The sequence below is a fragment of the Paraburkholderia sp. GAS448 genome, assembly GCF_050435685.1.
Taxonomy (GTDB): Bacteria; Pseudomonadota; Gammaproteobacteria; order Burkholderiales; family Burkholderiaceae; genus Paraburkholderia.
This window is the reverse complement of the sequence record NZ_JBNDKT010000021.1, coordinates 1-25,356: the sequence shown is the minus strand read 5'-3', so window position 1 is coordinate 25,356 and position 25,356 is coordinate 1. Positions and strand designations below refer to the sequence as shown.

The 25,356-nt window shown below is 61.0% G+C and carries 28 protein-coding genes and 2 tRNA genes; 3 read left to right on the top strand and 27 right to left on the bottom strand.

Annotated features, from left to right (window positions below; all coding sequences use genetic code 11):
- Window positions 1–25 precede the first annotated feature (25 nt).
- Window positions 26–820 carry an ABC transporter ATP-binding protein gene (locus P3T23_RS30255; RefSeq protein ID WP_429319765.1) on the bottom strand — a complete coding sequence of 265 codons (795 nt, stop codon included), beginning with the start codon at window positions 818–820 and terminating at the stop codon, window positions 26–28.
- A 104-nt stretch (window positions 821–924) separates the two neighbouring features.
- Window positions 925–1,938, bottom strand: a complete 1,014-nt coding sequence (locus P3T23_RS30250) for an ABC transporter substrate-binding protein (RefSeq protein ID WP_429319764.1) — start codon at window positions 1,936–1,938, stop codon at window positions 925–927.
- A 752-nt stretch (window positions 1,939–2,690) separates the two neighbouring features.
- On the opposite strand from P3T23_RS30250, the gene P3T23_RS30245 reads away from it, so the two are divergent.
- The gene (locus P3T23_RS30245) at window positions 2,691–4,016 is read left to right on the top strand and encodes a tyrosine-type recombinase/integrase (protein WP_429319763.1); all 1,326 of its coding nucleotides are present in this window, start codon (window positions 2,691–2,693) and stop codon (window positions 4,014–4,016) included.
- A 681-nt stretch (window positions 4,017–4,697) separates the two neighbouring features.
- Here the strand turns inward: P3T23_RS30245 and P3T23_RS30240 are convergent.
- The 23 genes from P3T23_RS30240 to P3T23_RS30130 form a co-directional block, all read right to left on the bottom strand.
- Entirely contained in the window at window positions 4,698–5,075 is a 378-nt protein-coding gene (locus P3T23_RS30240) for a hypothetical protein (protein ID WP_429319762.1), read from the bottom strand.
- Window positions 5,062–5,463 (bottom strand): single-stranded DNA-binding protein, encoded by a 402-nt coding sequence (locus P3T23_RS30235; RefSeq protein WP_429319761.1) that lies wholly within the window; start codon window positions 5,461–5,463, stop codon window positions 5,062–5,064. The genes P3T23_RS30240 and P3T23_RS30235 overlap by 14 nt, the downstream gene beginning before the upstream one ends.
- A complete protein-coding gene (locus P3T23_RS30230; protein WP_429319760.1) occupies window positions 5,448–5,888 on the bottom strand; it encodes a putative PDDEXK endonuclease in 441 nt (146 codons plus the stop codon). Before P3T23_RS30230 ends, P3T23_RS30235 begins: the two co-directional genes overlap by 16 nt.
- Window positions 5,889–6,018: 130 nt before the next feature.
- Window positions 6,019–7,665 (bottom strand): YfjI family protein, encoded by a 1,647-nt coding sequence (locus tag P3T23_RS30225; RefSeq protein WP_429319759.1) that lies wholly within the window; start codon window positions 7,663–7,665, stop codon window positions 6,019–6,021.
- Entirely contained in the window at window positions 7,662–7,853 is a 192-nt protein-coding gene (locus P3T23_RS30220; RefSeq protein WP_429319758.1) for a hypothetical protein, read from the bottom strand. The genes P3T23_RS30225 and P3T23_RS30220 overlap by 4 nt, the downstream gene beginning before the upstream one ends.
- Window positions 7,850–8,074 carry a hypothetical protein gene (locus tag P3T23_RS30215; protein ID WP_429319757.1) on the bottom strand — a complete coding sequence of 75 codons (225 nt, stop codon included), beginning with the start codon at window positions 8,072–8,074 and terminating at the stop codon, window positions 7,850–7,852. The genes P3T23_RS30220 and P3T23_RS30215 overlap by 4 nt, the downstream gene beginning before the upstream one ends.
- Window positions 8,075–8,082: 8 nt before the next feature.
- Window positions 8,083–8,328 carry a helix-turn-helix transcriptional regulator gene (locus P3T23_RS30210; protein ID WP_429319756.1) on the bottom strand — a complete coding sequence of 82 codons (246 nt, stop codon included), beginning with the start codon at window positions 8,326–8,328 and terminating at the stop codon, window positions 8,083–8,085.
- Between the two features lie 75 nt (window positions 8,329–8,403).
- A complete protein-coding gene (locus tag P3T23_RS30205) occupies window positions 8,404–8,916 on the bottom strand; it encodes a hypothetical protein (protein ID WP_429319755.1) in 513 nt (170 codons plus the stop codon).
- Between the two features lie 128 nt (window positions 8,917–9,044).
- A tRNA-Pro gene (locus P3T23_RS30200) sits at window positions 9,045–9,121 on the bottom strand.
- Between the two features lie 66 nt (window positions 9,122–9,187).
- On the bottom strand, window positions 9,188–9,589 hold the full coding sequence (locus P3T23_RS30195; protein WP_429319754.1) for a MerR family transcriptional regulator: 402 nt from the start codon (window positions 9,587–9,589) through the stop codon (window positions 9,188–9,190).
- Between the two features lie 52 nt (window positions 9,590–9,641).
- Window positions 9,642–10,055, bottom strand: a complete 414-nt coding sequence (locus tag P3T23_RS30190; RefSeq protein WP_429319753.1) for an integration host factor subunit alpha — start codon at window positions 10,053–10,055, stop codon at window positions 9,642–9,644.
- A 58-nt stretch (window positions 10,056–10,113) separates the two neighbouring features.
- Window positions 10,114–12,546 carry a phenylalanine--tRNA ligase subunit beta gene (gene pheT / locus P3T23_RS30185; RefSeq protein WP_429319752.1) on the bottom strand — a complete coding sequence of 811 codons (2,433 nt, stop codon included), beginning with the start codon at window positions 12,544–12,546 and terminating at the stop codon, window positions 10,114–10,116.
- A gap of 130 nt (window positions 12,547–12,676) precedes the next feature.
- On the bottom strand, window positions 12,677–13,690 hold the full coding sequence (pheS, locus tag P3T23_RS30180) for a phenylalanine--tRNA ligase subunit alpha (RefSeq protein WP_429319751.1): 1,014 nt from the start codon (window positions 13,688–13,690) through the stop codon (window positions 12,677–12,679).
- A 158-nt stretch (window positions 13,691–13,848) separates the two neighbouring features.
- Window positions 13,849–14,208 (bottom strand): 50S ribosomal protein L20, encoded by a 360-nt coding sequence (rplT, locus tag P3T23_RS30175; RefSeq protein ID WP_006052502.1) that lies wholly within the window; start codon window positions 14,206–14,208, stop codon window positions 13,849–13,851.
- A 29-nt stretch (window positions 14,209–14,237) separates the two neighbouring features.
- Window positions 14,238–14,435: a 50S ribosomal protein L35 gene (gene rpmI, locus P3T23_RS30170; RefSeq protein ID WP_167043545.1), complete on the bottom strand. Its 198-nt coding sequence runs from the start codon at window positions 14,433–14,435 to the stop codon at window positions 14,238–14,240.
- Window positions 14,436–14,696: 261 nt separating this feature from the next.
- Window positions 14,697–15,221: a translation initiation factor IF-3 gene (gene infC / locus P3T23_RS30165; protein WP_133662423.1), complete on the bottom strand. Its 525-nt coding sequence runs from the start codon at window positions 15,219–15,221 to the stop codon at window positions 14,697–14,699.
- Window positions 15,222–15,270: 49 nt separating this feature from the next.
- On the bottom strand, window positions 15,271–17,178 hold the full coding sequence (gene thrS, locus P3T23_RS30160) for a threonine--tRNA ligase (protein WP_429319750.1): 1,908 nt from the start codon (window positions 17,176–17,178) through the stop codon (window positions 15,271–15,273).
- A gap of 245 nt (window positions 17,179–17,423) precedes the next feature.
- Window positions 17,424–17,500: transfer RNA gene (locus P3T23_RS30155), tRNA-Val, on the bottom strand.
- Between the two features lie 105 nt (window positions 17,501–17,605).
- A complete protein-coding gene (locus tag P3T23_RS30150; protein WP_429319749.1) occupies window positions 17,606–19,849 on the bottom strand; it encodes a RelA/SpoT family protein in 2,244 nt (747 codons plus the stop codon).
- Window positions 19,850–19,892: 43 nt separating this feature from the next.
- The gene (locus P3T23_RS30145; RefSeq protein ID WP_429319748.1) at window positions 19,893–20,246 is read right to left on the bottom strand and encodes a RidA family protein; all 354 of its coding nucleotides are present in this window, start codon (window positions 20,244–20,246) and stop codon (window positions 19,893–19,895) included.
- Window positions 20,247–20,330: 84 nt separating this feature from the next.
- A complete protein-coding gene (locus tag P3T23_RS30140; RefSeq protein WP_429319747.1) occupies window positions 20,331–21,251 on the bottom strand; it encodes an alpha/beta fold hydrolase in 921 nt (306 codons plus the stop codon).
- 279 nt (window positions 21,252–21,530) lie between these two features.
- Complete coding sequence (locus P3T23_RS30135; RefSeq protein WP_429319746.1) at window positions 21,531–22,175, bottom strand: CoA transferase subunit B; 645 nt, start codon at window positions 22,173–22,175, stop codon at window positions 21,531–21,533.
- A 2-nt stretch (window positions 22,176–22,177) separates the two neighbouring features.
- On the bottom strand, window positions 22,178–22,882 hold the full coding sequence (locus tag P3T23_RS30130; RefSeq protein WP_429319745.1) for a CoA transferase subunit A: 705 nt from the start codon (window positions 22,880–22,882) through the stop codon (window positions 22,178–22,180).
- A 250-nt stretch (window positions 22,883–23,132) separates the two neighbouring features.
- Here P3T23_RS30130 and P3T23_RS30125 point away from each other — a divergent pair, with 250 nt between their 5' ends.
- Complete coding sequence (locus tag P3T23_RS30125; protein WP_429319744.1) at window positions 23,133–23,678, top strand: LuxR C-terminal-related transcriptional regulator; 546 nt, start codon at window positions 23,133–23,135, stop codon at window positions 23,676–23,678.
- Window positions 23,679–23,751: 73 nt separating this feature from the next.
- On the opposite strand, the gene P3T23_RS30120 is transcribed toward P3T23_RS30125, so the two are convergent.
- Both P3T23_RS30120 and P3T23_RS30115 read right to left on the bottom strand, forming a co-directional pair.
- Window positions 23,752–24,180, bottom strand: a complete 429-nt coding sequence (locus tag P3T23_RS30120) for an acyl-CoA thioesterase (protein ID WP_429319743.1) — start codon at window positions 24,178–24,180, stop codon at window positions 23,752–23,754.
- A gap of 93 nt (window positions 24,181–24,273) precedes the next feature.
- Entirely contained in the window at window positions 24,274–25,053 is a 780-nt protein-coding gene (locus P3T23_RS30115; RefSeq protein ID WP_429319742.1) for an SDR family oxidoreductase, read from the bottom strand.
- A gap of 187 nt (window positions 25,054–25,240) precedes the next feature.
- On the opposite strand from P3T23_RS30115, the gene P3T23_RS30110 reads away from it, so the two are divergent.
- A partial coding sequence (locus P3T23_RS30110; RefSeq protein ID WP_429319882.1) for an FAD-binding protein occupies window positions 25,241–25,356 on the top strand: 116 nt, incomplete at its 3' end.

Genomic DNA, 25,356 nt, shown 5'->3' with positions numbered 1-25,356 from the left:
GCCTGATGTGCTCCGCTTTGCTTGATTAACCGATCTGCACTTCTTCGCGCAGGTCGTGCCAGATATCGCGTGAGATCTCGATGAAGCGCGGGTCGTAGCGGATCTCCGACGTGACGCGCGGACGCGGCAGGTCGATCTCATAGACCTTCTTCAGCGTCGCGGGCCGCGCAGTCAGCACGAACACACGGTCGGCGAGCGCAATCGCTTCTTCGAGATCGTGCGTGACGAACACGACCGAGCCCGTGCCTGACCACAGTTGCAGCAGCTCATCCTGCATCAGCGTGCGGGTCTGCATGTCGAGCGCGGAGAACGGCTCGTCCATCAGCAGGATTTCCGGCTTGTTGATGAAGGTCTGCGCCAGCGCGACGCGCTTGCGCATCCCGCCCGACAGTTGATGCGGATAGTGCTTGCCGAACTTGTCGAGACCGACACGGCGCAGCCATTCATCGGCCTCGTCGTACGCCGCCGATTTCGAGCGCCCGCGATACAGCGGACCCGCCGCGACGTTATCGAGCACCGAACGCCACGGAAACACGGCGTCCGCCTGAAACACGAAGCCGATGCGCGGATCGATGCCATCCACCGGCGCACCCATTACGCGCACTTCACCGGTGGTCGGCTTGAGGAGGCCCGTGATCATGCTGAGCGTCGTCGACTTGCCGCAGCCCGTCGGTCCGACGACGGCGACGAATTCGCCTCTCGCCACCGACATGCTGAAATCGCGCAACGCGATCGTCGCCTTGCCGTCCGGGGAAATGAAACGGCACGAGACCGAGCGGAACTCGATCACAGGGGTGTCTTGGGAAACAGCGTGGTTCATCAGGAACATCCGTGGAAGTGGCCGGTACCGCGAACGCGGCACCGGAAGCGCAACGAAATCCGGCCGCATCGGATACAGACGCAGCGCAACCGGCGAGTGCTGACTTATTTCGCGTCAACAAACTCGTTGGTATAGGTTTTAGCCATCTCGATGTGCTTGCCCTTGACTGATGGGTTGAACGCCGACAACACTTTCAACACGGTCGCCGGACCGTCGGCCGGCATTTTGCCGTCCGGCGTGAACATTGGCAGCGACGCCTTCAGTGCACTCACGTAGAGCGGCTTGTCCTTCTGGTAGTCGTCGGGCATCTTTGCGGCGATTTCTTCGGCGCTATGCGTGTGGATGAACTGCATCGTGCGAACGAACGCATGCGCGAGCTTCGCTGCGTCAGCCTTGTGCGCATCAGCCCACGCCGCTTGCACATAGAGGCTCGACGCCGGGTAGGTGCCGCCCAACGCCGCCTTCGTGCCCTCGACCGAGCGCATATCGACGAGCACCTTCGCGTCGCCGGACTTCTGCAATGCGGATACAGTGGGCTCGGTCGTCATGCCAGCGTCGATACGGCCCTGCTTGATTGCCGCGATAAAGCTGGCGTCGGCGCCCACCGGCAGCATCGTGTATTCCGTCGACTGGATGCCGTGCTGTCCGGCAAGGTATTGAGTCAGGAAGCTTGTCGACGAGCCGAGGCCCGTCACGCCGAGCGTCTTGCCCTTGACATCGGCCATCGATTTGACCGTATCGGCGGCCTTGGTCGACACCATTTCGACCTCGCCCGGTACCTGACCGAACACGACGATCGCCTTGACGTCCTTGCCTTTGGTTTGCAGATCGATCGTGTGGTCATAGAAACCGACAACAGCCTGTACAGCGCCAGCCAGCAATTCGTTTTCAGCGTCAACGCCGGCCGGCTGCGACAACAGTTCAACGTCGAGCCCTTCGTCCTTGAAATAGCCGAGTTGTTCGGTCAGGCGTGCAGGCAGATAGATCAGCTTGGTGATGCCGCCCACCATGATCGTGATCTTGCCGCCGTCGGCCGCCATCGCTTGTTGCGAGGCAAGGCCAAATAGCAGGCTGGAAGCGATGGCGATATGGCGCAGCGTGCGAAAGCTCGTGGTCATCGATAGTCTCCGTTTTTGTCTGTGGCGGCGGAATGTCGCCTGTCTGCATCGATGGAGCGATTCTAGGGAAACGAGTCCTTCTCCCGGCTTTCATGGAGATCGATGTTTCATAGGGGATTTCCATGGTGACCAGAGGCGCTGCAGCCGCCCGAACGCGGCACGGTCGTCGAGTTCCCGGATGCTGGCGGCTTGCATCACCATTTCGAGCGGCTGGCAGCGTAACCGGCGTGGTCCAGGCTTCGTTCAATCACATGTTCTGGTTTTTCGGGAAGTAGGCCCGCCAGCGCATCGGGCGCGGGCTGCGCGCGAAGAAGAGCGGGCCGAACACGAGCAAAACCGCCCACCTGTTGTTCAGCCAGGCAAATGCCGAGGCCCTTCGGGAATCGTCGAAGGCGAAGTAGTAACACCTTCAATGACTATCGGCTGCATGCGCCTGACTACGATCCGTTTCGGGCACTGTTCGGGCACGAACCCCAGAAAAGAAAAAAGGACTTACGGCATGACACCGTAAGTCCTTGATTTCCTTGGTCGGGGCGAGAGGATTTGAACCTCCGACCACCTGCACCCCATAAAGGTATTTCCTCATCCTGCGTGGAACCCGGTAGAACGCGGTAGAACACAAAAACCTAGCGTAAACAATGGTTTACGTCTAAACTCTGTTCTTCACGATTCTACCGCGTTCTACCGCGAGCTACGGAAAATCCGGACCGAATCCGGACCCTAGCCGGACCGAAGAGATGGAGTAACACCAGATGGGCAATCTCACCGTGCGCGCGATAGTCGCCGCCAAACCCGCCACAGCGCGCTACAAGCTCACCGACGGTCGCGGCTTGCAGGTACGCATCGAACCAAGCGGCCTCAAATCCTGGCTGGTGCGATACCACGTCAACGGTTGCGAGCGTCAGTACTGCCTGCCGCGCCCTTTCGGCGTGAAAACAGACGCGGGGCATCTGTCGCTCGAAGATGCACGACGCCTGGCCAGCGAGATCAAAGCGCTAGGGAAACAGGGCATCGACTATCAGCAGCGCCTCGAAGACGAGCGCCAGGCAGAGGCGGACACGCGCGCAAAACGCGAACAGCGCCTGACCGTGCGCAAGCTGTTTGAGCAATGGAAACTGGCCGAACTGGCTGGCCGGAAGGATGGCGGCGCGGAAACCGTGCGCGGTCTCGAAAAAGACGTCCTGAGTAACATAGGCGAGCGCGCCGCCGCCGACGTCAAACGCGCCGACCTCATGGCCATACTCGACGGCGTGAAAGCGCGCGGCGCGGCAAGGCTGGCCAACCGCATACTGGCCGAACTACGCCAGATGTTCGGCTTCGCGCTCGTTCGCGAGATCGTGACCGCCGACCCGACTGCCGGAATTGAAAAGCGGCATGTCGGCGGGCGCGAGGACACCCGCGAGCGCACGCTGCCAGAAAGCGAAATCCGCGCGCTGCCCGGCGTGCTGGCGGCCAGTGGCCTGCAACAGTCCACGCGGCATGTCGTCTGGCTTCTGCTCGCCACGGGCGCGCGGGTTGGCGAACTGGCAAAGGCACGCCGCTGCGATATCGACCTCGACAAGGGCGAGTGGCGCATACCAGCCGAGCATTCGAAGAACAGTGATGCACACGTCGTCTACCTGTCCGGCTTTGCAACGGACCATATGCGCGTCCTGCTCGACGCTTCGGACAGCGACGAATGGCTGCTGCCCGCCCGCAAGCGCGACGGCAGCGAGACGCACGCCAACCCCAAGGGACTCGCGAAACAGATTGGCGACCGGCAACTGAAATTCTACGAACGAAAGGCGCACAGCAAGCGCACGAAACTCGAAAACGCGCTCGTTCTCGGCGACGAGAAATGGACGCTGCATGATTTGCGGCGCACGGCGGCGACGATGATGCAGGGCCTCGGCGTGCTGCCCGTCGTCGTCGAAAAATGCCTGAACCACCGCGAAGAAAATCGAATCAAGCGCACGTACCAGACGTACGGCTACGAGCCGGAAATGCGCCACGCGTGGCGACTGCTCGGCGAGCGGCTAGTCCTGCTCACCCGCACCGACGCCGACAACGTGGTCGTGCTGGCGACCCGGCAATCGTAGGACGCTCGGCCCAAGGCAAACAGTCGCAAAAAATGCCCGCGCGCCACAATCGGGAAACGCGCGGGCGAGCAAGCCGGGCTGCCGCCGTGTCAGGCCGCACGCTTCGTGTCGCTCCCTGCGGGCGGTTATCTGATTATGGCTTATGTCACCACCCCAGCAGCCGGCGAGCAGTGCACAGACAGACGCGGGGATAACCGATGGTCGATAGTTACCCGATGGTGGTCAATCCGACATCCGGGGCGTGGGCGTGGGTGCAGAATCGAGACCGGGTGATTCTGATCAACAACTATATGGCGACAGAGTGCTGGACTATCTATTCTCGCAACTGACGGTCGGGCAAATGACCCAATGCACAACCTGCACGGTTGTGTTGACCATTCACGGGCTTAAATCGCTTATTGCATGGCATCGCGGGCGCGGGCGGCGGCTAAAAATCCGGGCAGCCCCGCCTGTAGAGTGGGAAGTACTGCCCCCTGATGAGCCGGCAGATCCACCGGTGCCGCGCTTGCCAGCATCACGGTAATCGACGGCCTGCGCGCGTTGGCGTGGAGCCGCTGCCGGTCATTCATGGGCCGAGCATACGAAACTGAAAATTCACGCGATCCACGCCGGGCCCTGCAACGGCTTGCGAGGGGTAGGTGTAGCACTCGCGCGCGCGCGCGCGTGAGACGGCCTTTCGCCTTACGGCGGCAGCGTGTCGAATGGTTCGATGCTGTCCGGCGTGACGCGGACGCCACTGCCGTCCGGGCGCAAAACGCACACTGCAAGCGTGTAAGGTCCGTTCGTGTTGCTCGGTCGCAAGCTGTGGAGAATTTCGTTTCTGGCGTGCTGTACGCGACGCGCAAACTCGCGGGCGTCCTCCGGGCTTTCGTTGCGTGCACAACCGCTGGTGTTGCTCAGCAGCCTGTTGAGCGCGTTGGATAACGATTCGCCGCGACGTCGCTGCGCCGCCAGCATTCGGCGCGATTCATCGCACAGAAAGAACGAAACCCGTTTGAAGTTTGCAGCCCTCAACAGTTCGCGATGCGCCACCATGCGCTCAGGGTCAAAGGTCGTCATCGAAAAACCCTCCACCAGCGGCAGCCGGTGCGCGCTCGCCTCGCACCGCCCGGCGCGCGTCCTGTACGGCGGCGCGGCGCTTCGTGACATGGTAGGGCGATAGCGCCGACGTCGCGGTCAGCTTCACCTGCGGCCTCGGCTCGCCGTCCGCAGGCGTCCACAGACCGACTGTCAGCGATCCGCATAACGCCACGCTATCGTTATCGTCCAGCCCCAGCAACGTGGCCTTCACGCGGTCGGAAAACGCGATCACGCTCACGAACACCGCTTCGCCGTCGCCCGTGCCACAGCGCAGCGTCGCCGTCACGAACGTTTTGCCGCTGCCGTTGCTCGCGGTACGCTGCTGCGGCTTGCCATGCAGGCGGCCTGCAATCAGGGCATCAACCATGTTTCCGCCTCCGCTGCCATCAATGACGCCGCCGCATGTTCGCGGGCCACCGCTGCCCAGGCAGCAATCGAACTTTCGACGGTCAGGTCGAAATCGAACCAGCCGTCACGCGGTCGCACGTCGAGCAATACCGCCAGCGGCCAGATAACGCGCCAGGGCGTCCGGTCGACGCGCACGAACAACACGGGCAGTTCGTCGTTTGCGCGGGCCTGCTCGACCGTCTGTGCCCACCACGCCATCAGGTCAGCGCGCGCCGCCGCTTTGCGCCGCTTGCATTCAACGGTCCAGCCATCGATGCCTACGAGGTCGGAATCGCCTTCGTGCTGCCGACATCGACGCTGCGCGTTCACGCCCAACGCATCGTGAAGCAACCCGACAAGTTCCAGTTCGCCGCGTGCGCCTTTGCACCGCTCCATCGAGCCCATGTTCCGCACTCCTTCACGTCCACCGCGTTTTTTGCACATACGCTACCTGATGACACCGCAAAACCAGCAAAAGGGGTTTTGCGGGTTTTGCTGGCACCTTACCTAGCGTGTCCACGAAATTTCATTAGCGTCACTGCATCGCTTTGGGGTTGACGATATAGCGAGCCTCTTTCGGCCTGCCGCCCGATTCCGACTTGCCGCCAGCGTCATCGACGGCGAGGTAACCATGCTCGACCAGCACGTCTACGGCCTCCTGTGCTTGCTCCCTCGTCGCCAGCCGGGACCAGCCCGCGTCGTAAATTCGCTTCAACGCGAACTGCTCACCGGGTGCAATACGCCCGCGTGTGATCTTTTCCAGCAGGGCGCGGGCACGATCAACCGGCGTTACAAGGCACATGCCGTAAGCCCGCTGCGCATGGGAGCGCAGATAGCGCGACCATGCAATCGCGCGCTCCATCGACGCCGCGTTGACCGGGCCGCGTCCCCCGTCCGCAAGATGGAAGACCAGCGCGAGCGCCGGGACCAGCTTGCGGTATTTCACCAGATGCGCCTCGATGGCTTCGGGCAGTTCGCCGGAACGCAGTTCGTCTTCGTGCCCGTGCCGCCATTCAACAAATATCTCTACGGCCTCTTCATCGAGTCGCAGGAATGGCGGCTGTGTCTCGTCGGGTTCGCCTGCATGGTTCACCGGATACTCCGCGCGCCAGTCGTGCACGGGCGAGGCGGTCATCAGGCGGTCGAATACGTCGAACGCCTGCCGCTTCATCGCCGCGTCGGGTTCGACGTCGACGTTCTGCCACGGCTCACGCGACACGTCCGGCCATACGAGCAGGCCGAAACGCTGCATCAGGCCATCGTCACCCGCGCCCCCGAGCGCCGCCTCGCGCAAGTAGTCGGCAATGCGTCCGGGTTGTGTCGAGCCGATCAACGACAAACAGACCGCAGGGATATGCACGTGCCCACGCCCGATGCGGTCAACCGAATAGCCTTGCTTGCCAGCCCAGCCGGTCAGATAAAAACCTCTTGAACTTTCCTGGCCTTCCTTGTCGAGCGAACGGAACAGGCTCACCAATTCGTCACGCACGACGCCCACACCATCAGGATTTTCCGAAAGGATCACCTGTAGCTTCTCGACGCTCGTATCGTGGACCAGCAGCCTGCGCAGCGCGGGCGGATCTTCGTCGTCGAAGGTGCGGCGCTGTACAGCCGCGTCGGGATTTTTCTTGAGTTCCCCCTCGATGCGTTTGTCTTCGGCGGCGCGGCGCATTTTCAGCAGCACCGCGCGGGCTTCGTGCGCGGCGACTTCATCGGCGAAGCGTTCGTTAAATCGAGCTTCCAGCCAGCGCAGCGGTGTCAGCGCTTCCTCCATCGCAGGACTTTTCATCGTGCCGGGACGGCCAATGAGGCATGCCCACTGGTTCGGATATTCGGTCCAGTCGTCGCGCCGCTTCGGACGTATACCAACACGCCTGCCGATCACAATGCCGAGCGCGGCAACGAGCGTAATGCCCACGAAGTCGGGCGGGCATTGCATCCGGGTCGCGATGTCCTGTGCAAACGGACGCAATGATTCGGGCAGCAGCGCGAAGTCGAACGGCTCGACCGGCGCGAGCGTCGCGTCGGGCAGCGGGCGCGGATCGGGCCATCCAGACAGGTCGTCTGCCCCGTCAGCGTGTCCGTTTGCGCGACGTGCCTGGGCACGTTCACGCCCACCCTTCACGAAGGCATCGCGGGCGGCGGCACGTTCGTACTCGTCGTCGTCGAGATAGGCGGTCATAGCTGCCCCTCGCGTGACCTGTTGCACAGCCATTGGCGAGCGGCAACGACAACGTAATCACGCACCCAATCGCGATGTTCCGCCCATTGCGCGGGTGTCATGCGGGCTTCGCAGCGGGCGAGTTCCTTTTCTATCTGCGCTTCGACGCGTTCGCGCAACGCGTGCGGGGTTACGTTCTGCCCGTTCATAGATGAGCCTCCGCGTATGAGGCGGCGGCCAGCAATTCGGCGCTTGCCAGCTTCACGAAGTACAGCACATGCCGGAACGGCTCAGGCGCAGACGGGACAATCATGCGCGCGAGCACGGCGCGGTACTGCTCCATCGGCGTATCGGCCAGGACTTCGGTATGATTGTTGTTCAGGCACGATGAGTCCGGTTCGCCGTCAGGTGGGTTGGGCTCTTTTTTCATGGCCGACCTCACCTTGCCGGTTCCGGCTCAGGTTCCGGAATACGCTGGCCCTCAGCGCGCCAGGCGGTCGGATCCTGAAGCCAGCGCTGCACGTCACGCACACGCCAAGCAACGGCGTACGCGCCGATTTTGATGGGCTCGGGGAAGTCGCCCAGCCTCATCTTTTTGTAGATGCCTGCGCGGCTGAGTCCCGTCACCCGCTCCACTTCGCGACGGCGCATAAGCGCCTGACCATCGCACCAGCCCTGTTCCATGACATTCTCCCGCGTTCTATGAAGAGCTACAGGAGAAAGAGTGGCGACACGCTGCGCCAAAGTCACTGCGGAAAACTAAGACCTTTTTCGGAGCAGGGCTCTACGGTATGGCTTTGCGATGCGCCAAAGTTCCGGCGTCCGCAGATTGCGCATCGGTGCGTAGTTCGTGTAACGCAGATGCTCGTATATCGTGGATTCAGCCGGGCCGCAAAAATCGGCAATGAGGCTCACGGCCTCTGTTTTTGCAACGCCGATCCGTTCGAAGAGCACGATTGCGGCAGCCAGCGGAAAGATGATTTTGTTTTGCTGCTCAATGCCATAAGCGGGCCGTCCCTTCGGCTTCGGCATTTTCTCGGTGCCGAACACCTCGCGCGGGTCAAAGCCGGCAACAACTCTGCCAATCAAATCCGCGAGAAAGTATGCGAGCGGCTCAGAGACGTGACCGCGTATGAGTTGGTGAGGCGCGCGGTCCAGGAGAAAACGTAGAGCGTCCGGGTCGCCGCGCTGTGCTTTTGGAACCGCGTCGGCAATCAGTGCGTCCTCGTCCAGAAATTTCGACCAGTCGTCGTCTGAACCATCGTGAGTCATGAAGCCCTCATGTGGAGCATGCAGCCCAAAAGGCCTGCGACTTCAAACTTTTCCGGACCGAAACCGGACCGAACGCGCGGCAAATGAAAAAGGGCTTACGACGCAGTGCCGTAAGCCCTTGATTTCATTGGTCGGGGCGAGAGGATTTGAACCTCCGACCACCTGCACCCCATGCAGGTACGCTACCAGGCTGCGCTACGCCCCGAAAGCACAAAATTATAACAGACCCTTCATCCGATTAGAACCGCCGACATCCAACAAAACAGCATCATCAGCGACTCAGCAGATCAATCACATGCAGCAACTCCTTGCGCAACTGATCGACATCGACCGCCGTTGCCGGCTGCACTGCCACCGGCTCAGCCACCTGTTCCTCCATCTCCACCGGCCCACCCTGTCCCGGACCATGCGAGTCGAGACGGTTGCGCGCGCCGTTGATCGTGAAGCCCTGCTCGTATAGCAACTCGCGAATCCGTCGGATCAGCAGCACTTCATGGTGCTGATAATACCGTCGGTTACCGCGCCGCTTGACCGGCCTTAACTGCGTGAACTCCTGCTCCCAGTAACGCAGCACATGCGGTTTCACACCGCATAGTTCGCTGACTTCACCGATCGTGAAGTAGCGCTTCGCCGGGATCGGAGGCAAGACGACTTTTTCGATCGTCGCTGTCATCGTCAGTTAGCCGTGGTGGGTTGCGCAGGAAAACGCAGGAAACGCGAGATAGCTAGGACCGCGCGAAGCTCGCCTCAGCGCCGCTCTCAACCAGCGCCTTCAGCTTTTGACTTGCATGGAACGTCACGACGCGACGCGCGGCGATCGGAATCGCCTCGCCAGTCTTCGGATTGCGCCCCGGACGCTGCGGCTTGTCGCGCAACTGGAAGTTGCCGAACCCGGACAGCTTCACGCTGTCGCCGCTCTCCAGCGCATCGCGAATCACCTCGAAGAACGCTTCGACCATGTCCTTCGCCTCGCGCTTGTTGAGTCCGACATTGTCGAACAGCAACTCGGCAAGCTCGGCCTTGGTCAGCGTCGGCGTTTCGGTCGACGCACTGGCGGGTGATGTCGGAATATCGCGAATCATGGCGCTACGCTGCGCCGTAAGAAGGGCTTCGAAATCACTCGAGTTCATTTCGTTCATAATCTATAAAATGGCGCGCTAACCAGAAACGGGTAATGCGGAAACAGCCGTTTTAAGGTTATCCGCGCAGCCGTGCGCCATATACTCGAGCCAGACGATCCACCAGGGTTTTAATGGCCAGATCGACCGTTTCATCCTGAAGGGTCCCGCCAGTATCTTGCAAGGTCACACGGAACGCAAGGCTTTTCTCGCTGGGTGCCAACCCACCGGAAGTATTTGATTTTGGACGGAATTCATCGAAAAGCGCAACCTTCTGGACAGTCTTGCAGGCATCCTCGGGAAGCGCCTTTTGCATCTCGTCGAGAAGCGCCTGAACCTCGATTTTCTGATCGACGACAACCGCAATATCACGTCGCACCGGCGGGAACTTCGACACTTCTGTCGGGCTCGGCAAAGCGCGCTGCATTAATGCGTCAGCTTCAATTTCAAACAGGATCGGCGCATTCGGTAAATCGTATTTCTGCATCCAGCGAGGATGCAATTCGCCAATCCAGCCCACCGCCCGACCATTCAGTTCGACGCGCGCGCTGCGCCCCGGATGCAGTGCCGGATGCTCGGTCTTGACAAACCGCGCCACCGCCGGCGCAAACAGTGCATCCAGGTCGCCCTTCACGTCGAAGAAGTCGACCGCACGCGACGGCGCGCCCCACTGCTCTTCCAGAGCCGGTCCGTATGCCAGCCCGCCCACCATCTTCGGCTGCGCGAATCCTTCGACCGTCAGCTCGCCGGCCTTGATCGACGGATCGTGCAGGAACACACGGCCCGCCTCAAACACACGAACGCGGTCCGCGCGACGATTCAGGTTGGAGCGCAACACGCTGATCAGACTGCCGAACAGCGTCGTGCGCATCACTGACATCTGGCTTGCAATCGGATTCAGCAGGCGCACCGGCTTGTCGTTTCTGGCGAAGTCCTGCTCCCACTCGGCATCGACGAAGCTGAAGTTCACGGTCTCGGCGTAGTCACGCGCAGCAAGCGCGTGCCGGATCTCGTGGATCGACCGCTGCGTTTCGTTGGTGCGGCGCATTTCGCTCGTCGCAACGGGCGGGCGCGCCGGAATCCGCTCGAAGCCGTAAATGCGTGCGACTTCCTCGATCAGGTCTTCTTCGATTTCGATATCGAAGCGGTACGACGGCGGCGTCACCGAAAACACGTCGCCATCGCGCTCAAATACGAGGCCGAGACGCGTGAAGATCTCCGCGATTTCATCAGTGTTGATCTGGACGCCGATGATCCGGTTCGCCCGCGATACACGCATCTTTACCGGCGCCCGCTGTGGGATATTGACGATCTGATCGTCCACCGGACCGGCTTCGCCGCCGCAGATGTCGAGGATCAGTTGCGAGATGCGCTCGATATGCTCGACAGTGGTCAAGTAGTCGACGCCACGCTCGAAGCGATGCGCTGCATCCGTCGAGAAGTTGTACTTGCGTGCGCGGCCGCGGATGCTGTCGGGCCACCAGAAAGCGGCTTCGAGATAGATGTTGGTCGTGTCGAGCGTGACGGCCGTGCTGTCGCCGCCCATGATGCCGGCAAGACTTTCGACGTGTTGATCGTCCGCGATGACGCCGACGGTTTCATCGAGTTGGACTGTGTTGCCGTTCAGCAGCTTCAGCGTTTCGCCGCGACGCCCCCAACGGACGTCGATGCCGCCATGAATCTTGTCGAGGTCGAACACGTGCGACGGACGACCCAGTTCGAGCATCACATAGTTCGAAATATCGACGAGGGCGGAAATGCTGCGCTGGCCGGAACGCTCGAGGCGCTCGACCATCCATTGCGGTGCCTTCGCGTGCGCATTGACGCCGCGAATCACGCGGCCTGAGAAACGGCCGCACAGGTCCGGCGCGGAGATCTTCACGGGCAACGTTTCGTTGCGCTTCACGGCGACCGGCTTGATCTCCAGCGGACGCAACGGTGCGCCCGTGATCGCCGACGTTTCGCGCGCGACACCGAACACCGACAGACAATCCGCCTTGTTCGGCGTCAGCTTGATTTCGAATATCGTATCGTCGAGATTGAGCGTCTCGCGGATATCCTGGCCAATCGGCGTATCTTCCGGCAGGATCAGGAGGCCGCTATGATCCTCCGACAGCTTCAGTTCGCGGGCAGAGCACAGCATGCCCTGGCTCTCGACGCCGCGCAGCTTCGACAGCTTGATCTCGAACTGTGCGCCGCCCTCTTCGGCCGGCGGCAGCTTTGCGCCAACCAGCGCGACCGGCACCTTGACGCCCGGCGCGACATTCGGCGCGCCGCACACGATATTGAGCGTGGCGCCCGTGCCCGCGTCGACCTGACACACGTTGAGCTTGTCAGCGTCAGGGTGCTTGACCACTTCGAGCACGCGGCCAACCACGATCTTCGACGTCGGCGGCGCCGCTGGGCTCAGCCCTTCGACTTCGAGGCCCGCCATCGTCAATGCGTGCGACAGCTCGTCCGTCGTCATCTTCGGATCAGCAAAGCTTCTCAGCCAGGATTCAGGGAATAGCATGGTTCTTTACGTTCTAAACAGGTTAGGTCTTCGTCCGGCGGTTTCGTTTGAGTCCACCGGCGGCGCCGCTTGTGGCGTGCACGTCCTGTGGATCATGCGCGCCCGCTCCGGTCGCGAGTGACGTTGTGCGTTATGCGAATTGCCGCAGGAAACGAAGGTCGTTTTCGAAGAACAGACGCAGGTCCTGCACGCCGTAACGCAGCATTGTCAGCCGCTCCAGGCCGCTGCCGAATGCAAAGCCGATGTACCGTTCAGGATCGAGGCCCATGTTACGGATCACTGTCGGGTGAACCTGGCCAGAGCCGGAAATCTCGAGCCATCTGCCCGCGTTCTTGCCCTGCTCGAACATCATGTCGATTTCGGCCGATGGCTCCGTGAATGGAAAGTAAGACGGGCGGAAGCGCACGAGTATGTCGTCGCGCTCGAAGAATTTCTTGAGGAAGTCGGTGTAGACGCCCTTCAGGTCTGCGAAGCTGATGTTCTCGTCGATCCACAGGCCTTCAACCTGGTTGAACATCGGCGAGTGGGTAGCATCGCTGTCGACACGGTAGGTGCGGCCCGGCACGATCACCTTGATCGGCGGCGTGTTGGTGCGGGCGTAGCGCACCTGCATCGGGCTCGTGTGCGTGCGCAGCAGAAGCTGGCGGCCGTCCGCATCCTTACCGTCGATGTAGAAGGTGTCCTGCATCGAACGGGCCGGATGGTTTTCCGGGCTGTTCAGTGCGGTGAAGTTGTACCAGTCGGTTTCGATTTCGGGGCCGTCGGCCACGTCGAATCCGATCGTACGGAAAATCTGTTCGACGCGTTCCCATGTGCGCATGACCGGATGCAGGCTGCCTGCACCGATGCCGCGACCGGGCAACGTGACGTCGATGGCTTCAGCGGTGAGGCGCTGGTTCAGCAGCGCCTCGGCCAGCGCCTGGCGACGCGCCGTCAGTGCGGCTTCCACCTGCTGCTTGGCGACATTGATACGCGCGCCTTCAGTCTTGCGAGCCTCGGGATCGAGCTTGCCAAGGCCCTTCAACAGTTCGGTCAGCGCACCCGACTTGCCGAGAAAACGGGCTTTCTCGTTTTCTAACGTCGTGATGTCAGAGGCGTGTTCGAAGGCTTTTTGCGCGTCGGCGACAATCTGGTCCAGATCCATTGATCCCATCTTTTCAACGTCAGTATTCAATGCGAGCAAAAGTGGCTCGACCAACAAAAAAGGGGCTCGGTGAGGAGCCCCGTTTTTGTTGCAGCGTCACCGAGACTACCGGATCTTCGCTGCAACGAACCACGCAGTGCGATTTGCCAAAGGCGCAATCAGGCTGCAACGGCGGCTTTCACCTGCTGAACGATCGCAGCAAAAGCGGCCTTGTCGAACACAGCCATGTCGGCCAGCACCTTGCGGTCGAGTTCGATCGAAGCCTTCTTCAGGCCGTTGATGAACACGCTGTACGTCATGTCGTGCTGACGCACCGCCGCGTTGATACGCGTGATCCACAATGCGCGGAACACACGCTTCTTGTTGCGGCGATCGCGGTAGGCGTACTGGCCTGCGCGCATGACCGCCTGCTTGGCGATACGATAGACGTTGTTGCGACGGCCGCGGTAACCCTTGGCCAGCTTGATGATCTTCTTGTGGCGGGCCCGTGCGGTAACCCCACGTTTTACTCGAGGCATGTTTCGCTCCTATGAGTTTCGGTTAAGGGTTAGGCGAACGGCAGCATCGCACGGACGGAGTTCAGATTGGAATCATGAACTGCCGTGGAACCGCGCAGGTGACGCTTGTTCTTGGTGGTCTTCTTGGTAAGAATGTGGCGCTTGAAGGCTTGACCGCGTTTGACGGTACCACCCGGACGCACCACGAAGCGCTTTGCAGCACTCTTCTTGGTCTTCATCTTAGGCATGACGAACAACTCCATTATTAGATGGATATGGGTGTGCGGTCGGCCCTGACAGCCCTTCACCCGCCCTTCGAAACCCATTCCACTTGGTATGCAGCCGGCCGCGATGACGCTGGCCGCCGCTTTTTCAGGAGACGCGCCCGCTACGCAGACGCGCTTCCGAAACCTGCCACTTCCGCCGACAGCCAGAACCCTGCGCCGACGGAGACTTCAAATTCCTGACACAACCTGAACGGCACGCACCGAACGATACGCAATTGCCGCTTACTTCTTCTTCTTTGGGCCCAGCACCATGATCATTTGGCGCCCTTCCATTTTCGGCATCTGCTCGACCGCACCGACTTCATCCAGGTCCGTGCGCAGACGTTCGAGCATGCGCATACCGATTTCCTGGTGCGCCATTTCGCGGCCGCGGAAACGCAACGTGATTTTTGTCTTGTCGCCGTCTTCGAGGAAGCGAATCAGATTGCGCAGTTTGACGTTGTAATCGCCGTCATCGGTACCCGGGCGGAATTTGACTTCCTTAACCTGGATGACCTTCTGCTTGAGCTTGGCCTCGTGCTGCTTTTTCGCTTCCTGGTACTTGAACTTGCCGTAATCCATCAAGCGGCAAACTGGCGGGACCGCCTGCGGGGCGATTTCAACCAGATCCACGTCCTGCTGTTCCGACATGCGGAAAGCATCGGCGAGTTTTACGATGCCGAGCGGTTCGTTCTCGACTCCGACCAGACGCACCTCGGGCGCAGTAATTTCACCGTTGATGCGATGCGACGACTTATCAGTAGCGATGTTACGTTTCCTCTAAAAATTAAAAAAACGAGCCGCGCTGCCAGGTGGCTTACTTGAACGACTGCACGTCCTGACGCAGACGCTCAATGAAGGCATCGACTGGCATTACACCCAGATCGACACCACCACGGGCACGCACGGCTACCGTTTGTGCATCACGCTCCTTGTCGCCGACAACCAGCAAATATGGGACCTTTTCCAGCGTGTGCTCCCGTATTTTATAGCTAATTTTCTCGTTGCGCAAATCAGCCTCCACTCTAACCCCTTGTTTTTGCAACGATTGGGCGAGAGATTGTGCATATTCGGCCTGACTTTCGGCGATATTCATCACCACAACCTGCATCGGCGCGAGCCACGACGGCATTGCACCAGCATGGTGCTCGATGAGAATTCCGAGGAAACGCTCCATTGATCCGACGATTGCCCGGTGCAGCATGATCGGCCGGCGACGGCTGTTGTCTTCCGCCACGTATTCGGCGCCGAGGCGCTCCGGCAGCACCATATCGAGTTGCAGCGTACCGCATTGCCACGAGCGACCGAGGGCGTCCTTGATGTGATATTCGACCTTTGGGCCGTAAAAAGCGCCCTCGCCCGGCAGCTCTTCCCACATCACGCCGCACGCCGTCAGGGCTTCGCGCAAACCCTGCTCCGCGCGATCCCATGTTTCGTCGGTGCCGGCGCGCGCGTCAGGGCGCAGCGACAGCTTGATGTCAACGTTCTCAAAGCCGAAGTCCTTGTACACGCTCATCGCCAGCGTATTGAACGCAATCGATTCGCTGATGAACTCGTCTTCGGTACAGAAAATGTGCGCGTCGTCCTGCACGAAGCCGCGCACGCGCATCAGGCCATGCAACGCGCCCGATGCCTCATTGCGGTGGCACGAACCGAACTCCGCGTACCGCAGCGGCAGGTCGCGATACGAACGCAGACCGTGGTTGAACACCTGCACGTGACCCGGGCAATTCATCGGCTTGATCGCGTAGTCGCGCTTTTCCGATTCGGTCGTGAACATGTTTTCACGATAGTTCTGCCAGTGACCGGACGCTTCCCACAGCGAGCGGTCCATGATCATCGGCGTCTTGATTTCGAGATAGCCGGCATCATTCACTCGGCGACGCATGTATTGCTCGACCTGCTGCCACAACGTCCAGCCACGCGGGTGCCAGAACACCATGCCCGGCGACTCGTCCTGCATGTGAAACAGGTCGAGCTGCTTGCCAAGCTTGCGGTGATCGCGCTTTTCCGCTTCCTCGAGCATGCGCAGATACGCCTCCTGGTCTTCCTTCTTCGTCCAGGCTGTACCGTAGATACGCTGCAGCTGCTCGTTCTTCGAATCGCCGCGCCAGTACGCGCCCGCGACCTTCATCAGCTTGAAAACCTTCAGCTTGCCCGTCGACGGCACGTGCGGGCCACGGCAAAGATCCGTAAAACCGCCATGCGAGTACAGCTTGATTTCATCGCTGGCGGGAATCGATTCGATGATCTCGGCCTTGTACTTCTCGCCGATGCTCTTGAAGTATTCGACGGCTTCGTCGCGCGACACCACGCGACGCGACACCGGCTCATCTTTCTTCGCGAGCTCCTGCATGCGCTTTTCGATCTTCTCAAGATCTTCGGGCGTGAAAGGACGGCTGTAAGCGAAGTCGTAGTAGAAGCCGTTATCGATAACCGGTCCGATCGTAACCTGTGCTTCCGGGTAGAGATCCTTCACCGCGTACGCCAGCAGGTGGGCCGTCGAGTGGCGAATGATGTCGAGGCCATCAGCGTCCTTGTCGGTGACGATCGCAAGCGATGCGTCACGATCGATCACCGTAGACGTGTCGACCAGTTCACCGTCGACCTTACCGCCGAGGGCCGCTTTCGCGAGACCCGCACCAATCGAGGCCGCCACTTCGGCGACGGTCACCGGATGATCGTACTGTCGAACAGAACCATCAGGCAGACGAATCGAAACCATTGCACTCTCCGTAGTGCCAACCGGCGGCGGCACGTCCAGTATCGAGATAAAAAAAATGCGGCCCCGCTTTCGAGGGGCCGCATTCACATTTTCAGCAAACTACAAGGGCGAAATTGGTCCTCGACTAGCGCCGATCCGAAGTGGTTTCGGTCAACGTTCGCGGTGTCATAACCGTATTCGCCTTGTGTGCGCCGAGGCGCTTACTACGTTTGCGAAACCCCGGAAAATCGGAATTTCAATTTCGTTGGTAGGCTCGATTGGACTCGAACCAACGACCCCCACCATGTCAAGGTGGTGCTCTAACCAGCTGAGCTACGAGCCTGAAGAAACGAGATTATATGAAGCGTCCCGAAACTTGGCAAGTACTTTTATGCGCCGGCATTAAAAATCCTGTCCGCCAAATCTCGACGTGCCGGACATCGCGTCCTTATATCTTGCGCGATGCACGCACGACGCCCGTTACTTCGCCGAGCAACGTGCACGCGCGCTGAATCTGCGCCGCACTCGACACTTCGACCGTGAACTGCATGAACGCCGCATTACGACGCGTCTGCGTCTTCACGCCGATCACATTCATCTTCTCACGCGCAAAGACTTCGGAGATGTCGCGCAACAACCCCTGCCGATCTGTCGCCTCGATCGTCAGGTCGACGGGATATACCGAGTGTCCGTGGCCGCTCATCACATCGGCCGACCATGCTGTCTCGAGAACGCGCTCCGGCGCGCGCTCGGCCATACGAAGGAAGGTCGGACAATCGCTGCGATGAATCGACATGCCTTTGCCGCGCGTAACGAAGCCGCTGATATCGTCGGGCGGCGCGGGACGGCAGCAGCGCGCGAGTTGCGTAAGGAGCGCATCGACGCCGACAACCAGCACGCCGGTCGACGCCCCGTGCGCCACGCTCGCGCCGCTACTGCGTTTTTCGAATTGCTCAGGCGCCTCGACGACCGGTTCCGGCGGCGGCGCATCGTTCAACGCCTGCTCGATCAGACGCAGGCTGAACTCTTCCTTGCCGACGACCGAGAACAGATCGTCTGTGGTCTTGAAGCCGAGCTTTGCAGCGAGCTGATCCAGATTGACCGAAGTCTTGCCTTCGCGTTGCAAGGTCTTTTCGACCATCGCGCGGCCCGTCGCGATGTGCTCCTGCAACTCCACAGCGTTGAACCAGGCGCGCACCTTCTGACGCGCACGCGGGCTTTGCAGATAGCCGAGTTGCGGATTGAGCCAGTCGCGGGACGGGCCGCCCTCTTTCACTGCGACGATCTCGACCGTCTGCCCGTTCTTCAACGGCGTGTTGAGCGGCACCATCGCGCCATCGACGCGCGCACCGCGGCAACGGTGCCCCAGCTCGCTATGCAGGTGATACGCAAAATCGATAGCCGTTGCGCCTTGCGGCAACGGGATCACGCGCGCCTGGGGCGTCAGCACGTAGATATGATCGTCGTCGAGCGTTGCCTGGCGCAGTTGCTCCCACGGCTGCGCGGCACGCTTTTCGCCATGCTCGCCTTCGGACACATCGTCCTTCCAGGCGAGCAGCTGACGCAGCCACGCAATCTTCTCGTCGTACTTCTCGCTGGCGCTGAACTGGCCGCCGTAGCCGCGCGCGCCTGCTTCCTTGTAGCGCCAGTGAGCCGCGATGCCGTATTCCGCGAATTGATGCATCTCCTGCGTGCGGATCTGGACTTCGAAAGCCCGGCCATCGTCGCCGATCACAACCGTGTGCAGCGATTTGTAGCCATTCGGCTTGGGTCGCGAAATGTAATCGTCGAATTCCTTCGGCACCGGTTGCCACAGGTTGTGCACGATGCCGAGCACCGTGTAGCAGTCCTTGATGTCTGGCACGATCACACGGAACGCGCGCACGTCGTAGAGTTCGGCGAAGTCCAGTTCCTTGCCGCGCATCTTGCGCCAGATGCTATAGATGTGCTTTGGCCTGCCGCTGACTTCCGCACGGATCTGCGCAACCTCAAGCTCATGTTGCAGCCGGGCGATCGCCTCGGACACGTATGTCTCGCGCTCGACCCGCTTCTCGTCGAGCAACTTCGCGATGCGCTTGTAGGTTTCGGGCTCTTCGAAACGAAACGCGAGATCCTCGAGTTCCCATTTCAGTTGCCAGATGCCGAGCCGGTTCGCGAGCGGCGCGTAGATATCGAGCGTCTCGCGCGCCACGTCCGGCGACGGCGTGATCTTCGCCGCTGCGTAGTAACGCAGCGACCGCAGCCGCGATGCGAGACGGATCAGCACGACACGGATGTCCTGCGCAAACGCGAGCAACATCTTGCGCAGCGCCTCCACCTGAGCACGGCGCGCCGCCTGTGCGTCACGCCCTGCCTCGGGGATTGCATTCTGCGCCGCGCGCAGGCTGACGGTGCCGAGACGCAACAGCTTGCGCACATCGCCAACCAGTTGCGCGACTTCTTCGCCGAACCGGTCGGCGAGGATGCGTTCAGGGTCCTTCAAATGCGGCGTCAACCCGAAGAGCGCCGCCGCCAGGACTGCCGGCGGATCGACGTTGAGTGTGCCCATGATCGCCGCGGTGCCCGCGGCGTGATCGGCAAGCAGTTCGCCCGATGAGAGCCGCACCTCTCCTGCGTACTCACGCACGAACGCCATCGCATCGTCAATAGATGGAGCGGGTTGAGGAGCGGTCGTGACGGTTTCGGTGTTCATGGTGCGACTCGCCTCGCGAGGCGGAAAACAGTGTTGCGATCGATCAGCTACGTTGCGCCGCCACGACGACGACTTCGACGAGGCAAGCCGGGTTTGCCAGCTTCGCTTCGACGGTGGCGCGCGGGGGCGTTGCGCCCGGTGCGACCCACGTGTCCCACACTGCGTTCATACCTGCGAAATGCACCATGTCGGAGATATAGATCTGCACGGACAGCAGGTGCGACTTGTCGCTGTTTACTTCGGCAAGCAGGCGGTCGATGTGGCCGAGCACTTCGCGCGTCTGGCCAGCGATGTCCTGGTTGGTATCTTCGGCGATCTGGCCCGCAAGGTAGACGGTGCCGTTGTGCACGGCGATTTCCGAAAGGCGCGCGCCGACGTGGTGACGAATGACTGCCATGAAGAATCCTGTGGTTGAAAGTTAAATGTTCGTCGTTGAAACGTCCCGCAGCGCGCCTCGCAGAGCGCGCCGCGGAATCTCATATTATGACGCGTCGGCGTTCTCGCCGATGAAGAAGCGTCGCGCGATGTCGATCTGGTCGTTCGAGAGAAAAGCCGGTGCATGCCCGACGCCCGGGATTTCCACGCTCGATACATGCCGCCCGTTCGCGACCATTTGAGCAACCGTTTCACGCGACAGCAGGTCCGATTGCTCGCCGCGCACCACGAGCACCGGGCCCTCGGTTGCAACCAGCGAACGCCACAACGCAGCCTCGCCTAGCGCGGTGAGCTCCGGTGTTGTCGCGGCGAACGGCTGCGCGATGCGCGGGTCGTAGCGCAACTGCCAGGCGCCGTCCCGCTCATGAAGCAGCGGTGTATTGATCTCGCGCCATTCTTCAGGCGTCAACGGACCGAAGGTACTGGCGAGCAGCGCAGCGTAGTCGATGCCCTGCTGCAACGTCTCGAAGCTCGCCGGCTTGCCCAGGTAGTCACCGATACGCGCCACCGCTTCGGGTTCGAGATGCGGACCGACGTCGTTGAGCAGCATCTTGCGGATCGGCGAGTCCGGCAGGCCCGCCAGCGCCATCCCGATGAGGCCGCCCATCGACGTCCCGAACCAGTCGACCGACTGAACGCCGAGGCGCGCGATCAACGTCACCATGTCGGCCACGTACTGCGGTACGCCGTAGTAGTTGGGGTCGGCAAGCCATGAAGACAACCCCCGCCCGACCACATCCGGACACACGACGCGATACGTAGACGCGAGCGCCACGGCCAGCCGGTCGAAGTCGCGCCCTGAACGCGTCAATCCATGCACACACAGCAGCACACGCGGATTCTCGGGGTCGCCCCACTCGGTATAAGCGACGCGATGCAGTCCGCCCGGACTTATGCATTGCACATCATATTGACGGGGCGACGACTTACCGGCGGGATCAGGAGCGGCAACAGGCGTAGCAGTCATCGGAGATTTCCTTTGCTTGAGCAGAGACGTTGTTCGGCAACGGAAGCGACGTGCTAATGGAACGCACTCGATATGCAGACGATTTTAAACCGCTTTGCCGTTCAGGCCGGACTCGTCCGAATGGCCAGCACGACGAGCCCGGACACCCTCTGCCAAAGGCACCTCGAAAAGGAGTTCAAAGAGGGCGCCCAAAACAAAACGGGCGAAACTCACGTTTCGCCCGCTTTTTGCATCGGCGCCTGATCGCACCGACATCCTCACTTTTCCTTCAGCCAGCGATCATCTGCCGACGGCGCTCACGTCAAGCGGTGCGCCCGTTTTCGCCTTGATTTCATCGACGGTGACGCCGTCCGCCAGTTCGACGAGCTTCAGCCCACCATCCGTCACGTCGATCACGCCGAGGTCAGTGATGATCCGGTTGACCACGCCGACGCCCGTCAGCGGCAGCGTGCACTCTTCGAGAATCTTGTGCTGGTCGCCCTTCGCGACATGCTCCATCAGCACGACCACACGCTTGACGCCCGCGACGAGGTCCATCGCGCCGCCCATCCCCTTGATCATCTTGCCCGGGATCATCCAGTTGGCCAGATCGCCCTTCTTGCTGATCTGCATCGCGCCGAGGATCGCCAGATTGATATGGCCGCCGCGAATCATCGCGAACGAGTCCGCCGACGAGAAGATCGACGAGCCCGGCAGCGTCGTTACAGTTTGCTTGCCGGCGTTGATCAGGTCGGCGTCGACTTCCTCTTCGGTCGGCGACGGGCCGATGCCGAGCAGACCATTTTCCGACTGCAGCCATACTTCGACGCCCGCCGGGACATGGTTCGCCACCAGCGTCGGCAGGCCAATGCCGAGATTCACGTAAAAACCGTCCTGCAGTTCCTGCGCCGCGCGCGCGGCCATTTGGTCACGATTCCATGCCATGATCAGTCTCCTTTCGCGCGGACGATGCGTTGTTCGATGCGTTTTTCCGGGTGGGCATTGAGCACGATGCGCTGCACGAAGATGCCCGGTGTGTGGATCGCGTCCGGATCGAGTTCGCCTGTCTCAACGATCTCCTCGACTTCCACGACCGTGATCTTGCCGGCCATCGCGCACATCGGATTGAAGTTGCGCGCGGTGCGGCGGTAGATCAGGTTGCCCGACTTGTCGGCCTTCCACGCCTTGACGAGCGCGACGTCAGCCGTCAGCGAAGGCTCGAGCACGTAGTGCCGGTCGCCAAACTGGCGGGTTTCCTTGCCCTCGGCGATCAACGTGCCGTAGCCCGTGTTCGTGAAAAAGGCCGGAATACCCGAGCCGCCTGCGCGCAGCTTCTCGGCGAGCGTGCCCTGCGGCGTGAATTCCAGTTCGAGTTCGCCGGCCAGGTACTGGCGTTCGAACTCCTTGTTTTCGCCCACGTACGAAGAAATCATCTTCTTGATCTGCCGCGTTTCCAGCAGCAGACCCAGGCCGAAACCGTCGACGCCCGCGTTGTTGCTGATACACGTGATGCCCTTCACGCCCGAATCGCGCAGCGCTGCGATCAGCGCCTCAGGAATGCCACACAGGCCAAAGCCGCCGACGGCGAATGTCTGCCCGTCCTTGACGATGTCCTTGAGCGCGTCTGCTGCGCCTGGATAGACCTTGTTCATCAGTTTGTCCCTTCCTCGATTGGAAACCCGAAAACCGGATCGGTGCGATGCGCATCGGGCGCGACCCGATGCGTCATTCTAGTCATACGCGAGCGGCAATGCCGTTGCACGCGTTGCCTTCACCTGTATTTTCGCCACCTTTGATTTGTTCGAAAGGGTACGATGCTGCGCCCATACTGCACAATACGCAAAAATACATAAGTATTTGCCGCCGCGCGCAACAACAAGCCACCGCCTGCCACTGCAACCCATGCCTGCCCTGGATTACCAAACCGCTTTTCACCTTGCGCCGATCGGCCTGGTACTTTCCCGCGAACGGATCATCGAAGACTGCAACGATCAGCTCGCGTCGATTTTCGGCTGTCCGCGCGAATCGCTGCTCGGACAGTCGTTTCAGGTGCTGTATCCGTCGCCGGACGAGTTCGAGCGGATCGGCATCCGCATTCCACCGATCATGACCGCGCAGGGCAGCTACGCGGACGACCGCATCATGAAGCGCGCAAATGGCGAGCTGTTCTGGTGTCACGTGACGGGACGCTCGCTGGATCGCGCCGACCCGCATGCGGCGGGCGTCTGGACTTTCGAAGATCTGAGCGCGACGCGACGGGTCGCCATCGAACTGACGCCGCGCGAGCGCGAGATCGCAGCGCAGCTGGTGACAGGCAAGACCAGCAAGCAGATTGGCCGGGCGCTCGACATCAGTTCGCGCACGGTCGACGTCTACCGTGCGCGGCTGATGCGTAAATACGATACGGGGAATGCGACCGAACTGCTGCAGAGACTGCTCGGCCATTGAAGCGACAGGAAGTTGACGGGCCGCGCCGCGGGACAGGTCACGACGGGCGTCCTCAGCGCGGCGAGCCCGATGCTCAGGCCTTCACCAGTGTGGCGTTCTCGATCGTTGCGCGCAGCAGGTCGGGAATCGGCACCGATTTGCCGGCGGCATAGTCGATCCACACACAGCGCGCCGCGCCGCGCGCGTAGACCGTATTGGGATCGTCGGCGCGCGTGAGTTCGAAACCAGTATCGAAACTGCTGCGGCCGGGTGTGCCAACCGTCATCCGGCCGATCACGTCGCCGGGATAGTGCAACTGCTTCAGAAACTCCATCGACGCGTTGACGATCACCGGCCCCTGCCCCTCGCCATTGCCGCCCGCGATGCCGAGTTTCTCGAACCAGGAAATCCGCACCTGCTCCATGTAGCGGAAATAAACCGTGTTGTTGACGTGGCCAAACGCGTCCATGTCGCCCCAACGGATCGGCATGGACATCTCAAAAACTGCGTGGTATTCGCTCATCGTACTTCTTTTGCGGGTTGAAACTGGATCGCGCGCCGGCCGGGCCGCGAACAGCGGCCGGCGCGCAGGTAAGGCATCAGGACACGGCGCCGCTCAGGCGAGGCCGAAGCCGTCGTCGGCGGCAATGACCGCGCCGTTGATGAACTGGGATTCGTCGGCGGCGAGCAGCAACAGCAGACCGTCCAGGTCCTCCGGTTTGCCGACGCGATGGCGCGGCAGCATCGACACGAGCTTCTGCCCCTGCTCCGTCGACCAGTGATGATGGTTGATTTCGGTATCGATGTAACCTGGACAGATCGCGTTCACGTTGATGCCGTGGCGCCCCCACTCCAGCGCCATCGCTTTCGTCATGTGGACGACTGCCGCCTTGCTCATCGAATACAGGCCGATCTGCGGCAGCACGCGCAGGCCCGCCACGGACGCGATATTGATGATCCGGTAGGCCGGCTTCTGGCCGCCACCGTTGCCGCGCATCATCATGCGTTTGGCCACTTCCTGCGCGACGAAGAATGCCCCGCGGGTATTGGTGTCGAACACATATTCGAAGTCGGCGGGCGTAACCTCGGAGAGTTTCTGCGTCGTCGATACGCCCGAATTGTTCACAAGAATATCGATCGTGCCGGCTTCCGTCTCTGCATGCGCCACGGCCGACTTGATACTCTGATAATCGGTAACATCGAGCGACACGACGTGCGCAGCGCCTCCGGAGGCCTCGATTTCGGCGCGCAGTTCCTTCAGGCGCTCGGTACGTCGGCTCGCCAGCACGACTTTCGCGCCCGCCTGCGACAGCACCTGGGCGAAGCGTTTGCCCAGCCCGCTCGATGCGCCTGTGATCAGCGCAACCTTGCCTTCCAGATTGATCGACCGGCCCATTGTCGTTCCTTTGTTCAGTTTTCAGTGGTCGCGACGGCTAGCTGCGCCAAAGGCCGCGATGAAGGGTTACACCGTATCATAGAAATAGAACGATCGTGCTAATATGTACAGCTCGGGTTGCGGCGTCTGGGTGCTTCCCGGACAATACGATCCCGAAAAAAGCATTCTAACGGTAAGAGGAGCATCAATGACCCCCGCAAGTCTCATTGAGCAGTACGGTCCGCGCGAGTCGATGGAATACGACGTGGTGATCGTCGGCGGCGGCCCGGCTGGCCTGTCCGCGGCGATCCGTCTGAAGCAGCG

Coding starts and splice junctions, on each gene's coding strand:
- P3T23_RS30255 (WP_429319765.1), bottom strand. CDS start 820: ATGAACCACGCTGTTTCCCAAGACACCCCTGTGATCGAGTTCCGCTCG.
- P3T23_RS30250 (WP_429319764.1), bottom strand. CDS start 1,938: ATGACCACGAGCTTTCGCACGCTGCGCCATATCGCCATCGCTTCCAGC.
- P3T23_RS30245 (WP_429319763.1), top strand. CDS start 2,691: ATGGGCAATCTCACCGTGCGCGCGATAGTCGCCGCCAAACCCGCCACA.
- P3T23_RS30240 (WP_429319762.1), bottom strand. CDS start 5,075: ATGACGACCTTTGACCCTGAGCGCATGGTGGCGCATCGCGAACTGTTG.
- P3T23_RS30235 (WP_429319761.1), bottom strand. CDS start 5,463: ATGGTTGATGCCCTGATTGCAGGCCGCCTGCATGGCAAGCCGCAGCAG.
- P3T23_RS30230 (WP_429319760.1), bottom strand. CDS start 5,888: ATGGGCTCGATGGAGCGGTGCAAAGGCGCACGCGGCGAACTGGAACTT.
- P3T23_RS30225 (WP_429319759.1), bottom strand. CDS start 7,665: ATGACCGCCTATCTCGACGACGACGAGTACGAACGTGCCGCCGCCCGC.
- P3T23_RS30220 (WP_429319758.1), bottom strand. CDS start 7,853: ATGAACGGGCAGAACGTAACCCCGCACGCGTTGCGCGAACGCGTCGAA.
- P3T23_RS30215 (WP_429319757.1), bottom strand. CDS start 8,074: ATGAAAAAAGAGCCCAACCCACCTGACGGCGAACCGGACTCATCGTGC.
- P3T23_RS30210 (WP_429319756.1), bottom strand. CDS start 8,328: ATGGAACAGGGCTGGTGCGATGGTCAGGCGCTTATGCGCCGTCGCGAA.
- P3T23_RS30205 (WP_429319755.1), bottom strand. CDS start 8,916: ATGACTCACGATGGTTCAGACGACGACTGGTCGAAATTTCTGGACGAG.
- P3T23_RS30195 (WP_429319754.1), bottom strand. CDS start 9,589: ATGACAGCGACGATCGAAAAAGTCGTCTTGCCTCCGATCCCGGCGAAG.
- P3T23_RS30190 (WP_429319753.1), bottom strand. CDS start 10,055: ATGAACGAAATGAACTCGAGTGATTTCGAAGCCCTTCTTACGGCGCAG.
- pheT (WP_429319752.1), bottom strand. CDS start 12,546: ATGCTATTCCCTGAATCCTGGCTGAGAAGCTTTGCTGATCCGAAGATG.
- pheS (WP_429319751.1), bottom strand. CDS start 13,690: ATGGATCTGGACCAGATTGTCGCCGACGCGCAAAAAGCCTTCGAACAC.
- rplT (WP_006052502.1), bottom strand. CDS start 14,208: ATGCCTCGAGTAAAACGTGGGGTTACCGCACGGGCCCGCCACAAGAAG.
- rpmI (WP_167043545.1), bottom strand. CDS start 14,435: ATGCCTAAGATGAAGACCAAGAAGAGTGCTGCAAAGCGCTTCGTGGTG.
- thrS (WP_429319750.1), bottom strand. CDS start 17,178: ATGGTTTCGATTCGTCTGCCTGATGGTTCTGTTCGACAGTACGATCAT.
- P3T23_RS30150 (WP_429319749.1), bottom strand. CDS start 19,849: ATGAACACCGAAACCGTCACGACCGCTCCTCAACCCGCTCCATCTATT.
- P3T23_RS30145 (WP_429319748.1), bottom strand. CDS start 20,246: ATGGCAGTCATTCGTCACCACGTCGGCGCGCGCCTTTCGGAAATCGCC.
- P3T23_RS30140 (WP_429319747.1), bottom strand. CDS start 21,251: ATGACTGCTACGCCTGTTGCCGCTCCTGATCCCGCCGGTAAGTCGTCG.
- P3T23_RS30135 (WP_429319746.1), bottom strand. CDS start 22,175: ATGGCATGGAATCGTGACCAAATGGCCGCGCGCGCGGCGCAGGAACTG.
- P3T23_RS30130 (WP_429319745.1), bottom strand. CDS start 22,882: ATGAACAAGGTCTATCCAGGCGCAGCAGACGCGCTCAAGGACATCGTC.
- P3T23_RS30125 (WP_429319744.1), top strand. CDS start 23,133: ATGCCTGCCCTGGATTACCAAACCGCTTTTCACCTTGCGCCGATCGGC.
- P3T23_RS30120 (WP_429319743.1), bottom strand. CDS start 24,180: ATGAGCGAATACCACGCAGTTTTTGAGATGTCCATGCCGATCCGTTGG.
- P3T23_RS30115 (WP_429319742.1), bottom strand. CDS start 25,053: ATGGGCCGGTCGATCAATCTGGAAGGCAAGGTTGCGCTGATCACAGGC.